Source organism: Actinomadura sp. RB99 (assembly GCF_014706005.1).
In the GTDB taxonomy this organism is placed as follows: domain Bacteria; phylum Actinomycetota; class Actinomycetes; order Streptosporangiales; family Streptosporangiaceae; genus Spirillospora.
The window spans coordinates 47235-59949 of the sequence record NZ_JABMCA010000042.1 but is presented as its reverse complement, the minus strand read 5'-3'; the positions used below and the strand labels follow the sequence as shown (position 1 = coordinate 59949).

12 protein-coding genes are annotated in these 12715 nt (G+C 73.8%); 5 read left to right on the top strand and 7 right to left on the bottom strand.

From position 1 onward, the window contains the following. Positions 1 to 3 precede the first annotated feature (3 nt). The 3 genes from amrb99_RS30885 to amrb99_RS30875 form a co-directional block, all read right to left on the bottom strand. Positions 4 to 882, bottom strand: a complete 879-nt coding sequence (locus amrb99_RS30885) for an ABC transporter permease (protein ID WP_190862682.1) — start codon at positions 880 to 882, stop codon at positions 4 to 6. Further along, complete coding sequence (locus tag amrb99_RS30880; RefSeq protein ID WP_190862679.1) at positions 879 to 1916, bottom strand: ABC transporter ATP-binding protein; 1038 nt, start codon at positions 1914 to 1916, stop codon at positions 879 to 881. Before amrb99_RS30880 ends, amrb99_RS30885 begins: the two co-directional genes overlap by 4 nt. 63 nt (positions 1917 to 1979) lie before the next feature. Beyond that, positions 1980 to 2936, bottom strand: coding sequence for a DUF389 domain-containing protein (locus amrb99_RS30875; RefSeq protein ID WP_190862677.1), 957 nt, complete (start codon positions 2934 to 2936; stop codon positions 1980 to 1982). 119 nt (positions 2937 to 3055) lie between these two features. Here amrb99_RS30875 and amrb99_RS30870 point away from each other — a divergent pair, with 119 nt between their 5' ends. Continuing rightward, positions 3056 to 3904 carry an HNH endonuclease family protein gene (locus amrb99_RS30870; protein WP_190862676.1) on the top strand — a complete coding sequence of 283 codons (849 nt, stop codon included), beginning with the start codon at positions 3056 to 3058 and terminating at the stop codon, positions 3902 to 3904. A gap of 28 nt (positions 3905 to 3932) precedes the next feature. After that, positions 3933 to 4262, top strand: a complete 330-nt coding sequence (locus amrb99_RS30865; protein ID WP_190862673.1) for a hypothetical protein — start codon at positions 3933 to 3935, stop codon at positions 4260 to 4262. Between the two features lie 77 nt (positions 4263 to 4339). On the opposite strand, the gene glmM is transcribed toward amrb99_RS30865, so the two are convergent. From glmM to rplM, 3 genes are all read right to left on the bottom strand, one after another. Then, positions 4340 to 5683 (bottom strand): phosphoglucosamine mutase, encoded by a 1344-nt coding sequence (glmM, locus tag amrb99_RS30860; RefSeq protein WP_190862671.1) that lies wholly within the window; start codon positions 5681 to 5683, stop codon positions 4340 to 4342. 187 nt (positions 5684 to 5870) lie between these two features. After that, on the bottom strand, positions 5871 to 6383 hold the full coding sequence (gene rpsI / locus amrb99_RS30855) for a 30S ribosomal protein S9 (RefSeq protein ID WP_190862669.1): 513 nt from the start codon (positions 6381 to 6383) through the stop codon (positions 5871 to 5873). 90 nt (positions 6384 to 6473) lie between these two features. Then, positions 6474 to 6926, bottom strand: a complete 453-nt coding sequence (gene rplM / locus amrb99_RS30850) for a 50S ribosomal protein L13 (RefSeq protein WP_190862666.1) — start codon at positions 6924 to 6926, stop codon at positions 6474 to 6476. 672 nt (positions 6927 to 7598) lie between these two features. On the opposite strand from rplM, the gene amrb99_RS30845 reads away from it, so the two are divergent. From amrb99_RS30845 to amrb99_RS30835, 3 genes are all read left to right on the top strand, one after another. Further along, positions 7599 to 8330, top strand: a complete 732-nt coding sequence (locus amrb99_RS30845) for a CAP domain-containing protein (protein ID WP_190862664.1) — start codon at positions 7599 to 7601, stop codon at positions 8328 to 8330. A 117-nt stretch (positions 8331 to 8447) separates the two neighbouring features. Then, positions 8448 to 9797, top strand: a complete 1350-nt coding sequence (locus tag amrb99_RS30840; protein ID WP_190862662.1) for a hypothetical protein — start codon at positions 8448 to 8450, stop codon at positions 9795 to 9797. A gap of 24 nt (positions 9798 to 9821) precedes the next feature. Further along, positions 9822 to 11624 carry a hypothetical protein gene (locus amrb99_RS30835; RefSeq protein WP_190862660.1) on the top strand — a complete coding sequence of 601 codons (1803 nt, stop codon included), beginning with the start codon at positions 9822 to 9824 and terminating at the stop codon, positions 11622 to 11624. Between the two features lie 120 nt (positions 11625 to 11744). On the opposite strand, the gene truA is transcribed toward amrb99_RS30835, so the two are convergent. Continuing rightward, on the bottom strand, positions 11745 to 12665 hold the full coding sequence (gene truA, locus amrb99_RS30830) for a tRNA pseudouridine(38-40) synthase TruA (RefSeq protein WP_190862658.1): 921 nt from the start codon (positions 12663 to 12665) through the stop codon (positions 11745 to 11747). Positions 12666 to 12715 lie beyond the last annotated feature (50 nt).

Genomic DNA, 12715 nt, shown 5'->3' with positions numbered 1-12715 from the left:
CGCTCATGACAGCCCCGCCTTCCGGAACCGGCGGTACAGGACCGCGACCGAGCCGGCGACGATCAGCGCGCACAGCGCGAGCGCGACGACGCCGCTGACCGTGCCGGACGGCACGTCCACCGCGGACTTCTGCTGGCCGAGCAGCCGCACCTGGACGATGTCGATCAGGTTGAACGGGGCGAGGACGCCGATCCAGCCGGCCAGGGTGAAGTTGGTCTGGTGCTCGGCGATGCCCTGGATGATCAGCGTGAACGTGCTGGTGATCATGTAGACGGCGATGACGGCGGCGACGCCGAGGCCGCGGCGCGGGGTGAACGCGGCGACGACCGTCCCGATCGCGGCGAGCACCAGCGCGAACAGCACGCAGCCGGCGAGGCCCGCGAGGTAGTGCAGGAACTGGTGCCAGGAGTCCGGCACCTTCGTCACGAGGCCGCCGACGTACAGCACGGTGACGGGCACCGCCATCAGCGCGAACAGCGCGGTGGCGAGCGCGCCGAGCTTCGCCAGGACGAAGTCGAGGTGGCCGACCGGGCGGGAGAAGTACAGCGGGACGACGTGGAAGCGGATCTCCCGGGACGCCAGCACGGGCGCCTGCGTGGCCAGGAAGATCGCGATGATGACCTGGAGGGTGACCGCGTACGAGGAGTAGCGCATCAGCGCCTCGGGCCGCTTGGCGACCGCGACGACCGCGACGGACCCGGCGGCCGGCAGCAGCATGATCGCGGCGAGCAGGAACGGCATGACCTTCGCGCGGGCGGGCCGTCCGAGGCCGAAGGCGGCGCGCAGGTTGTGCACGTACAGCGACCGCATCACGTAGGCGCGGCCGCTGCGGCGCCCCTCGTAGTGGCGGTAGCCGATGTCGTGGATGGTGCTGGTGCTCATCGCGGGCCTCCCTGCGGCGCGCCGGGCGGCATCGGGACGGGCGGGGCGCCCGGCGGGGCGGGCGGCGGCACGCCCGGCGTCCCGGGCGGACCGAACGAACCCGGCGGACCGGGCGGGCCCGGCGGGACGGTCTCCGCGGGGGCGGTCTGGAAGACCTCCTCGATGTGGTGGCGGCGCTGCTCCATCCGGATCAGCCGCAGCCCGAGGTCGGCGACGCCGTCCCGGACGAGGTCGTAGGTCGCCTCCCCCGCGATGTCGATGACCAGGAACCGCCCCTCCGGATGCACGGACACGCCCTGGTCGTACAGGTGCTGCCCGAGCGTGTCGCGTCCCTCGTCCACCTCGACGGTGAGCACGCCGCTCTCGGCGGTGTACGCCTCGACGGCCTGGGAGCGCAGCAGCTTCCCGCCGTCGATGATGACCACGTGGTCACAGACCCGCTCCAGCTCGCCCAGCAGGTGCGAGGTGACCAGCACGCTGATGCCGAACTCGGCGCCGATGCGCCGGATCAGGTCGAGCATCTCGTCGCGCCCGGCCGGGTCGAGGCCGTTGGTCGGCTCGTCGAGGAAGACCAGCTTCGGGTCGTGCACGAGGGCCTGGGCCAGCTTCACCCGCTGCCGCATGCCCGTCGAGTAGCCGCCGATCGGACGGTAGCGCTCCTCGTACAGCCCGACGTGGCGCAGGGTGTCGGCGGCGCGCTCGCGCGCGGCGGTCGGCGGCAGCCCGCACATCCGCGCCATGTGCACGACGAACTCCGTCGCGGACACGTCCGGCGGGAGGCACTCGTACTCGGGCATGAACCCGACGTTCTCCCGGATCCGGACGCCCTCGCGGGCGATGTCCATGCCCAGCACGGTCGCGGTGCCGGCGGACGGGGGCTGCAGGCCGAGCAGGATCTTGATCAGCGTGGACTTGCCGGCGCCGTTGGCGCCGACCAGCCCCACGACGCCGGGCTCGACGGCCACCGTCAGGTCGTCCAGGGCGGTCACCCGGGGGAACCTCATCGTCAGGCCCTGGGTGGCGATAATCGGCATGTCCCCGAACCTAGCGGCTGGGTGCGGCCGCGGCGTCACCCTTAGGTGGTACGCGGATGCGCCTTAAGTCGACCGTTTGGCCGCCGATCGGCCCCTCTGGCGGAGGACCGCGCTCCACACGGCGCGCTGGAGGAACAGCGTCACCGTCCCGGCGATGATCATCCCGAGGAGGTTGACGCCGAGCTGCTCCAGCGACCCGGTGATCTCGGCGCCGTGCCGGAGCGCCATCGCGACCGCGAGGTTCCCGGCGGCCGGGACGGTGGTGACCGAGATGAAGACGCCGACCAGCGCCGACGACTTCCCCGCCGTCAGCGACAGCACCCCGGCGGCGCCCGCGAGCAGCGCGACGATGAACGACCAGCGGTCGGGGCTGTAGATGAACGCGGTCAGCGGCCGGCTCGCGGGCAGCCGGTCGCTCTCGATCACGCCGGTCCACTTGCTGACCAGCGCGCAGACGTAGGTGATGGCGATGGCGGAGGTGAACCCGACGATCAGCGCCCGGACCGCCTGCCAGATCCGCCCCGGCTGCCGGCGGAAGATCCCGTAGCAGATCGCCGCTACCGCGGCGAACTCCGGGCCGAGCACCATCGCGCCGACCACCAGGACCGGCGAGTCGATCAGCGCGGCGATCCCGGCCAGCTGCGTCGCCAGCGCGAGGAACGCGATGAACGACCAGGTCAGCATGGTGCCCTCGGTGACCTGCCGGTCGAACTCGTCCCACACGACCGCGTCGTCGCCGTGGCCGGGCGCGCGCCGTTCGGCCCGCTCGGCGACCTCCGACACCGACAGGTCGATCTTCTCCATCGCGATGGAGCCGTCCCTGTCGATGCCGAGCCGGCGCAGCGCGGCGAGGACCTCGTTGGCGGACTCGCGCGCCACGTCGATCTGGACGAGGTCGCCGCGCGGGGAGCGCGCGGCGCCGGGGAGGACGACGACGTTCGTGGCGCCCGCGCAGTCCGACAGGGCCGCGCAGACAGCCTCCGTCCGGTCCGGCGGGACGATCGCTCTGAGGTGCAGCACCCGCCACATGCTGCCGTAAAAGCCCGGGGACCATGGCGCCGGCGCGAGTCCGTACGATTTGATCGTTTATTTACCCGCATCTGGGTGAAAGACGACAGAAAACTCCGGGTGGTGAGGGCATGACGCGGCGCGACGGGCTGCGACGGGAACGCGTGCTACGACGGGCACGGGCGCGACGACGGGAACAGGGCCGGCGCGGGACGGCCCTCGCGGCGGCGGCGCTCGCGCTCACCGTCCCCCTCGCGGCGTCCGGCTGCAAGACGGACCCGGGCGCGGACGGATCGGGCGGGACGGGCGGGTCGTCCGGCGGGTCCGGGCCGTCCCGCAACGACGGGCACGCGGTGAGCCCCCTCGACAACCCCGACGGCACCAAGCCGGGCCTCGCGCCCATCACCTCCTCCGGCGACCTCGGCAAGGCGCGCGCGCTCATCAAGAAGGTCGCCACCAAGGGACGCGGCCCGAAGACCGGCTACGAGCGCGACAAGTTCGGCTACGCCTGGATGGACAACGCGCCCGACGTCCCGTTCGCGCACAACGGCTGCGACACCCGCAACGACCTGCTGAAGCGCGACGGGGAGGACGTGAAGTACCGGTCCGGGTCCAACTGCGTCATCGTCTCGCTCACGCTGGACGACCCCTACTCCGGCAAGACCATCCACTGGACGAAGTCGCACGCGACCGCCATCCAGATCGACCACGTCATGCCGCTGTCGTACGACTGGCAGATGGGCGCGTCGCGGTGGACCAAGGACAAGCGCGAGTCCATCGCCAACGACCCGCTGAACCTCATCCCGGTGGACGGGCCGCTGAACGGCGCCAAGAGCGACTCCGGACCGGCGTCGTGGCTGCCGCCGAACAAGCGCGTCCGCTGCTCGTACAGCGTCCGCGTCGCGCAGGTGTCGCTGAAGTACGACCTGCCCGTGACGTCCGCCGACAAGCAGAAGATGCTCGAACTGTGCGGAGGATGACGGCGGCCCGCCCCAATATGCTCGTCGGATGAGCAACGAACCCGACGACCGGCCGGAAGCCGAGAGCACCGAGACCTCCGAGGCCGCCGGCCGGCCCCGCGTCCGCACCGAGCGCGGGGTCGGCGCCCGCGCCGTCGGCGCCGAGGTGACCGGCGCGTCCGCGACCGGCCTCACCCTGCGCCTCGGCAACGGCCTCGGCTCGCTCGCCCTCGGCTCCATGGCGCTCGGCGCGATCGCCATCGGCGCCGTCGCGATCGGCAAGCTCGCCGTGAAGCGCGCGATCATCGGCCACCTGGAGGCGGGCACCGTCGAGATCAAGCACCTCAAGGTCGGGCGCCTGGAGATCGACGAGCGCTGACCGCGCCCGCGCGGCCCCGGCCCGGCCCGGCTCGCGGCCGGGGTGCTCGCCAGGTGGCTCGCACCCCGGCCGGCGGATCAGCCGAGGAGGTCGCGGACGACGGCGGCGAGGCGCTCGGCGACGGCCTGCGCCTGGTCGTGCGACGCCGCCTCCACCATCACCCGCACCATCGGCTCGGTGCCGCTCGGCCGGATCAGCACCCGGCCCGTCTCGCCCAGCTCGGCCTCCGCGTCCGCCACCGCCGACGCCAGCCCCGGGTCGGTCTTCGCGCGCGTCTTGTTCACGTCCTTGACGTTGATCAGCACCTGCGGCAGCCGCGTCATCACCTTCGCCAGCTCGTCCAGCGGGCGGCCCCGCCGCACCATCGCCGCCAGCAGGTGCAGGCCGGTCAGCACGCCGTCCCCGGTGGTCGCGTGGTCCAGCATGATCACGTGGCCGGACTGCTCGCCGCCGAAGACGAACCCGCGCTCCTTCATCGCCTCCAGCACGTACCGGTCGCCGACCGCGGTCTCCACCACCGCGATCCCGGCGTCCCGCATCGCCAGCTTGAAGCCGAGGTTCGACATCACCGTCGCCACCACGGTGTCGGCCGCGAGCGCGCCCGCCTCCCGCAGGTCCAGCGCCAGGATCGCCATGATCTGGTCGCCGTCCACCACCTCGCCCGACGCGGTCACCGCCAGGCACCGGTCGGCGTCGCCGTCGTTGGCGATGCCCGCGTCCGCGCCGTGCTCGCGCACCGCCGCGCACAGCGCGTCCAGATGCGTGGACCCGCAGCCGGAGTTGATGTTCAGCCCGTCCGGCGCCGTCCCGATGGTGATCACCTCGGCGCCCGCGCGGCGCAGCGCCTCCGGCGCCACCTCGCTGGACGCGCCGTTCGCGCAGTCCACCACCACGCGCAGCCCGTCCAGCGACACCGGCAGCGTCGCCAGCAGGTGCGCGACGTACTGCTCGACCGCGCCGTGCGCCTCCCGGACCCGGCCGACGCCCGCGCCGGTCGGCGGCTCCCACGCCGCCCCGAGCCGCGCCTCGATCCGGTCCTCGATCTCGTCGGGCAGCTTGTAGCCGCTGCGGTCGAAGAACTTGATCCCGTTGTCCGGCGCCGGGTTGTGCGACGCCGACAGCATCACGCCGAGGTCGGCGGCCAGCTCGTGCGTCAGGTGCGCGACCGCCGGCGTCGGCAGCACCCCGAGCCGCAGCACGTCGACGCCCGAGCTCGCGAGCCCGGCGACCACCGCCGCCTCGAGGAACTCGCCCGAGGCCCGCGGGTCGCGCCCGACCACCGCCATCGGCCGGTGCCCCCGGAACGCGCCCTGCTCGCCGAGGACCCGCGCCGCCGCGACGGACAGGTCCATGGCCAGCGGGGCGGTCAGGTCGCGGTTGGCGAGCCCACGCACGCCGTCGGTCCCGAACAGACGAGCCACAGTTCAACTCCCGGAAAGACGAAAAGACCGCGCGGGCGGTCCGGAGCGGGTGCGCGCCCCGTCCGCCCATGCGGTCAAATCTAGTGGGCCAGGCCCTGCGAACACGGGCGAGCCGCCGCACCCGGTGCGCCGCCCGTGCGGGGCGGCCGCGGAAACGTCCACGGGGTGCGGCGGCTCGTGCCGTCGATCAGCGCTTGCTGTACTGCGGAGCCTTGCGGGCCTTCTTGAGACCGGCCTTCTTGCGCTCCGGCACCCGCGCGTCGCGGGTGAGGAACCCGGCCTTCTTCAGCGCCGGGCGGTGCTCGATGTTCGCGAACTGCAGCGCGCGGGAGATCCCGAGGCGCAGCGCGCCGGCCTGGCCGGTGGTGCCGCCGCCGTTGACCCGGGCGAGGACGTCGAACTGGCCCTCCAGGCCGAGCAGGACGAACGGCTCGTTCACGATCTGCTGGTGGACCTTGTTCGGGAAGTACTGGTCCAGGGTGCGGCCGTTGATCTTCCACTGGCCGGAGCCCGGGACGATCCGGACCCGCGCGATGGCCTGCTTGCGGCGGCCGGTACCCGCGGCCGGGCCGGTGGCGACCGGCTGGCCCAGGTAGCTCTCGCCGGCGGCCTCGGGGGTCTCGGTGCTGTACTCGGACGGAGCGTCCTCGTAGGAGTCGAAGTCGACGCCCTCGGCGGGCGTCTCGGTGGACTCGGTCACGCTTCTCCTCAGGTGTTCTAGCCAGGGCGGCTGGCCCGGTGATCGGGTGCCCCGGCGGCCTCCGCGGGCGCGCGCCGTCGCGCGTCCGCGTTACTTCGCGAGCTGGCTGATCTGGGTGATCTCGAACGGGACGGGCTTCTGCGCCTGGTGCGGGTGGTCCGGACCGGCGTAGACCTTCACCTTCCCGAACATCTTCCGGCCGAGGGTGTTCTTGGGCAGCATGCCCTTGATCGCCTTCTCGACCGCCCGCTCGGGGTGCTTGGCCAGCAGGTCGCCGTAGGCCACCGAGCGGAGACCGCCCGGGTAGCCCGAGTGCCGGTAGGCCTTCTTCTGCTCCAGCTTGTTGCCCGACAGCGCCACCTTGTCGGCGTTCACGATGACCACGAAGTCACCGGTGTCGAGGTGCGGGGCGTAGATGGGCTTGTGCTTACCCCGAAGCAGCTGCGCGACCTGACTGGCGAGACGGCCCAGCACGACATCGGTCGCGTCGATGACGTACCACTGACGCTGTACGTCAGCGGGCTTAGGGGTGTACGTGCGCACGGTCGTCAGCCTTCGTTTCTCGTCGACTTCACAGCGGATATCCTGCTCGCGCCGATCAGGACACTTGGATCTCCGACCTGGCGCTCCGGGAGGCCGGGGCCCGTAACGCGCGGACCCGTCCCCGGGACGGACACGCTGTGGGGCACACCGACACGTCGTTGCGATTCGTCTCCCGCCCGGACAGGCGTCGACGCATACAACAAACCCGCAGGATACCCGCGCGGACGCACGCGGGTCAAAACGCGGATCGCTGTGGCAGTCTCCCAGCCGCTCTCCAGTATGCAGCATCGTCCGCGGGGCCCGGCCCGGCGGCCCCGCCCCGGCCGCAAGGCCGTTTCAGACGATCTTGGTGTTCCCTCCCTCTTATAGGGATAAGGTGCCGCCGACCGGTCCACGCTGGCGCCGCCGGCCCGCACCCGGGAGCCCCCGCTGTCCCCTGCCCGCAGAACCGGTGCCCGCAGATCCGGTGCCCGCAGTTCCGGCCGACGGCCCGGACGCCATCAGGCCCGGCACTCCGGCGAGCCCGCGGCGCGCGGCTCCTCTCCTTCTCCTCCCTCCTCTTCCCCCCACGGCTCCTCGTCGGTGCGGCCCGACCGGCCCGCGGGATCCCGGCGGCGGCGTCGCCGGGCGCGGAAGGGACGGCCCGGCTCCCGGCCCCTCATCGCGATCGCGGTGACCATCGGCGCGTCGGCCCTCGCCATCGGCACGGGCGTCGCGCTCGACCGGCTCGTCCTGCCCCAGTTGCGGTCGGAGCCGATCGCCGCGTCCGACCACGGCGGCGGCCCGTCCGGCACGGGAGACTCGGGCCGAAGGGACGAGCCCGGCGCCGGGACGGGCGGCGGTGCCGGCCCCGGGCGCGGCACGCGCACCGCGCCCGCCGACGCCCCGGCCGGCGTCGGCGCGACGGCGCCGCCGAGGACGGCGCACTCCCCGTCGCCCTCCCCTGAGCCGTCGACGGCGAAGACGACGCCGCCCGCCGAGGACGCCGACCCGCCGGCGGACGGCCCGGCCGAGGCCCCCGGCGCGTCCGATCCGGCGGGCGCCGTCGTCGCGCTCACCAACACGGAGCGGGCCAAGGCCGGCTGCCGGCCCCTCCGCGTCGACAAGCGGCTCGCCGCCGCGGCCCGCGCGCACTCCGCCGACATGGCCGCGCACGGTTACTTCGATCACGACTCCCTCGACGGCGACAGCCCCTGGACGCGGATGCTCGACGCCGGCTACCCCGCCCCCGGCGCGGAGAACATCGCCAAGGGGTACGCCACGGCCGCCGCGGTCGTCGGCGGCTGGATGGACAGCCCCGGCCACCGCGCGAACATCCTCGACTGCGGTCTGCGCGCCATCGGCGTCGGCATGGCCGCGGGCCCGGACGGCCCGCTGTGGACCCAGGACTTCGGCTGGACGTGACGGCCCGAACCCGGACGGCGACCTTCCGCAAAGCACCGGCGTCCGGTTCGCCCCCATGTCATGGTGGGTGTTCCGAAGGTCCAGAGCCCTGAACGAGGAACGGTAAGGTCCAGAGCCATGGGTTATCCGGGCGATCAAGGCAGGCCCGGCGGCCGGCCACCGGGGCCGTCGCCGCAGGCGCCGTACGGCTCCGGAGCCGAGGCGCCACCGTACGGCAACGACAACGACGAGACCTCCGCCCCGCACGGCGAAGCCTCCGGCGCGCGCCCGTTCGGCGGCGAGTCCTTCGGCACCGGACCGCTGGAGGCGGACCCCTTCGGGACCGGACCGCTGGAGGCGGAGCCCTTCGCGGCGCCGTCCGCGGCGGCCGAGGCCCCGGGCGCGCCCGGCGGTCCGACGGCCGTCTGGGGCGAGCCGCCCGCGCAGGGAGGCCAGGACGCGTTCCCGCCGGGCGACTTCGGGTCCGGCGGGCACGACCGCTTCGGGCAGGGCGGATCCGACCAGTTCGGGCAGCAGCAGTTCGGACAGGACCAGTTCGGGCAGCAGCAGTTCGGGCAAGAGCAGTTCGGGCAAGAGCAGTTCGGGCAGCAGCAGTTCGGCCAGGGGCCCGGCGAGTTCGGGCACGGCGACCCCGGGGACGACCCCTACGGCGCCCCGATGCCCGGCGGCTATCAGCCGGGCGACGCCGACGGCGCGCCTCCCGGACCGTCCGGCGAGAGCGGCCCGTCCGGGCGGCGCCGCAGCCTCCCGCTGATCATCGGCGGCGCGGTCGTCGCCGGGCTGGTCCTCATCGGCGGCGGCGTCGGCGTCGCGTCGATGATGAAGGACGATCCCAAGCCGGAGAAGAAGGCGCCGCCCGCCGCGGCGTCCACCAAGCCGACGGCGCCGGCGTCGCCGACCGTCCCGCCGTTGCAGGCGGTGAAGCTGCAGAGTCGCGCCACCGACCCGGTGAAGCTGACCCTGTCGGAGGTGTTCGGCAAGGCGTCGTTCAAGGCGTCGGGCCTCAAGTACGTGCGGACCGCCGCGAGCTCCACGACGAAGTGCAGCGCCGTCGTCGGCGGTACCGCGCTGGAGAAGGCGCTGAAGAAGGGCGACTGCACGCAGGCGCTCCGCGCCACCTACGCGCTCAGCAGCGGGTCGCTGATCGGCACCATCGGCGTCCTCAACCTCAAGTCCGCCGACGCCGCCAAGCTGGCGGTGAAGGCCACGTCCGCCAAGGACGCGTTCCTGGTGGCCCTGCCCGGCAAGGGCGTCACCAAGAAGGCGGGCAAGGGCCTCGCGTTCGGCACCTCGCAGGCGCGCGGCCACTACCTCGTCATGACCTGGGTGCAGCGGCCGGACGGCAAGGCGATCGCCGCCAAGTACCATAAGGCGGTCAGCGTCTTCGGCGCCGAGCTGTACAAGGGCAGCGACCTCGCCTTCGCCCTGCACTACAGGGAAACAGAAGGCAAACCCCTCAAGAAATGACCGGTTTGAATACCCTGTCTGCTTATGTCTGGACCTAGAGACACCCGGGAGACCGCCGAGGAGGCGGGGACGGCCGCCGCCCCCGCCTCCTCGGCGCCCCCCAGCTTCGGTGCGGTCCCTCCCGCGGGAGGCTCCGCCACCGAGGCCGCTCCCGCCAGCCAGGCCCCGATCGACGAGGCCGCCGCGCCCGCCAGTGCGGGCGGCGCCGCCGCAGCCGACGAGGCACCGTCCGCGTCCTCCCCCCTCCGGCTGCCCGCGTTCGGCCTGCAGACCCCCTGGTGGGCCTCCGAACCCGCCGCCGACACGGGCGCCACCGGCGAACCGGCCGGAGCCGCCCCGGCTCCGGGCACCGCGCCGTCCGCGGAGACCGGGGCGCCCGCCGCGCCCGGGGCCCCCGCCGGAACGGTCCCGCCCGGCACGCTCGTCGCCGGGGCCGGCGCCCCGAACATCGACTCCCGCGGCGCCGTCCCGTCCGAACCGCTGATCAAGGGGCCGCTCGCCTTCGGCGACACCGACCCGGACGGCTTCGCCGCCGTCCCCGACGAGGACACCGCCCCCGGGCCGGTCCCCTCCGGCACTGACGGCGGCGCGAACGGCGGCACGGCCGAGGACGCCCCGAGCCCCTCCACGACGACCGGGCCCATGGGCATCGCGCCTCCGGTCCCGCCGAAGAGCGGCAAGCCCGCCGCGAAGGCCAAGGCCGCTGCGAAGGCCAAGCCCACCGCACGCGCGAAGCCGACAGCACCTGCCCAGCCCGCCGCCGCGAAGACGGCCGAGCAGCCCCGGCCCGCGCCGGAGCCCCCGGCCCCGCCACGCGGCAGCACGGACGGCACGGCGGCGTTCGAGAAGGCCGTAGAGGCCGAGAAGGCGTCCACGGCGGTCGCCCCGGTCCTGGTCCCCGATGCGATCCTGCCGCCGGGCGTCCTGCCGCCCACCGGCAGCGGCCCGTACCCGCACGGCGAGGCAGGCGACGCGACCGCGACGGCCGAGCAGCCCGCCATGGCCACCGTGATCACCCCCGTCTACCACGCCGAAGGCGGCGTCCCGCTCGACGAACCCGCCCCGGCGGGCCCAGGCGGCCCCGGCGGGCCGTCCGCGCCCGGCCCCCGGCCGCGCGGGGGCGGCGGCGGCAGGCAGCGCCTCGTCCTCGTCGGCGGCGGCGCGGGCCTCGTGCTCGCCGCCCTCGTCGCGCTGTTCGTCCTCGGCGGGACGGGATCGAAGGGCGACGGCGCCACCCGCAAGGCCGCCGAGCCCAGCCACGCCGCCTCGGCGCCGCCGAAGGCGGGCACGACGCCCAAGCCGAAGCCGACCGACATCAACGACGAGAAGACCGACCCGAAGGACCTGTCGTTCACCGAGGCCTTCCCCGAGGCGACCGTGCAGCTCGGCAGCCGCACCTTCGCCCGCGACCGCTGGTCCATCAACAAGGACCTCGGCTACGCGGCGCGCGGCTCGATGCTGAAGGCGCTGCAGCGGGAGAGCTGCCGCAAGGTCGTCCGCGCCACCTTCGTCAACAAGATCAAGACGTGGGCCGTCACGACCGGGATCGCGGTCATGCCGAACCGGGCGGCGGCGCTGCGGGTGAGCCGCGCCGGCGACCCCGCCAAGTACGAGTGGTTCCGCGGCATGTCCGGCCAGCAGGCCAAGGACATCGACCGCGCCGGCGGCTACGCGGCCGTCACGGTCCGCGGCCGGTACGTCCTCTACGCCTACGTCCAGGACCCGAGCGGCAAGCAGATCAAGCCCGGCGACCAGCTCGCCAAGCAGATCGCGCAGGAGTTCCTCGGCTACGACGCCCGGCCGATCGAGGCCCGCGCGCACGGCTGACGCGCCGAGCGCGGCCCGGCGCACCGAAACGGCGGCGGCCGAGGGGATCATCCCCTCGGCCGCCGCCGTCTTCCGTTCCGTGCCAGGACACGGTGCGCCGGGCTAGGACGCGGTGCCGGGCTAGGACGCGGTACCAGGCTGCTCCGCGCCCGCCGCGCCCGCCGCGCCCGCCGCGCCCGCCACGTTCGCGGCATGCTCCGCGGCCGCCGCAGCGGCGTTCAGCGTCCGGACCCGCCGCGTCTCCTGCGCTCGCTTGGCGAGGCTGTCGTCGTCCGGGTACCGGATCTCCTCCAGCGACAGGCCGTGCGCTGGCGCCACGTTCACGCCCGAGTCCCGGACGCGCGCCGCGAGCACCTGGGCTGGCCACTCCACGTCGCGCCGCCCGTCCCCCACCATCAGCAGGGCGCCCACCAGCGCGCGGACCATCGAATGGCAGAACGCGTCCGCCTCGACCGTCGCGAGCGCCAGATGCGGGTCCCGGTCGTCGCGCGCCCACTCGTAGCGCAGCAGCTCCCGGATCGTCGTCGCGCCCTCCCGCTTGCGGCAGTACGCGGCGAAGTCGTTCTCCCCTACCAGCAGCCGCGCGGCCTCGTTCATACGGTCCAAATTCAGCGGACGCGGATGCCACAGCACGTCGTGGCGGCGCAGCGGCTCGACGCCCACCGGGTTGTCGCACACCCGGTACACGTACCGGCGCGCCAGCGCCGAGAACCGGGCGTCGAACCCCTCCGGGGCCACCGAGACCCGCCATACCCGCACGTCCGGCGGCAGCAGCCCGGCCAGCCGGCGCGGCATCGTCCCGTTGATCGCCGAATACGCGGCGACCGGCACCACCAGATGCGCCACCTGCGCGCGCGCGTGCACGCCCGCGTCCGTGCGTCCCGCGACGGTCAGCATCGGCGGCGGATCCAGCCGCAGCATCCGCGCCAGGGCGTCCTCGATCACCCCTTGCACGGTGCGCTGGTTCGGCTGCCGGGCCCAGCCCGCGAAGTCCGTCCCGTCGTATCCGATGTCGAGGCGGAGTCGTACCAGTGCGGTCATGTCAGGTGGACTGTCCTTCGCCACTGCCCGTCCGTTCCCCCCGATGAGCC

Bases quoted from the DNA above. Each gene is read 5' to 3' on its own strand.
- truA (WP_190862658.1), bottom strand. From the start codon at position 12,665: ATGACCGCACTGGTACGACTCCGCCTCGACATCGGATACGACGGGACG.
- amrb99_RS30885 (WP_190862682.1), bottom strand. From the start codon at position 882: ATGAGCACCAGCACCATCCACGACATCGGCTACCGCCACTACGAGGGG.
- amrb99_RS30840 (WP_190862662.1), top strand. From the start codon at position 8,448: ATGGGTTATCCGGGCGATCAAGGCAGGCCCGGCGGCCGGCCACCGGGG.
- amrb99_RS30870 (WP_190862676.1), top strand. From the start codon at position 3,056: ATGACGCGGCGCGACGGGCTGCGACGGGAACGCGTGCTACGACGGGCA.
- amrb99_RS30865 (WP_190862673.1), top strand. From the start codon at position 3,933: ATGAGCAACGAACCCGACGACCGGCCGGAAGCCGAGAGCACCGAGACC.
- amrb99_RS30835 (WP_190862660.1), top strand. From the start codon at position 9,822: ATGTCTGGACCTAGAGACACCCGGGAGACCGCCGAGGAGGCGGGGACG.
- amrb99_RS30880 (WP_190862679.1), bottom strand. From the start codon at position 1,916: ATGCCGATTATCGCCACCCAGGGCCTGACGATGAGGTTCCCCCGGGTG.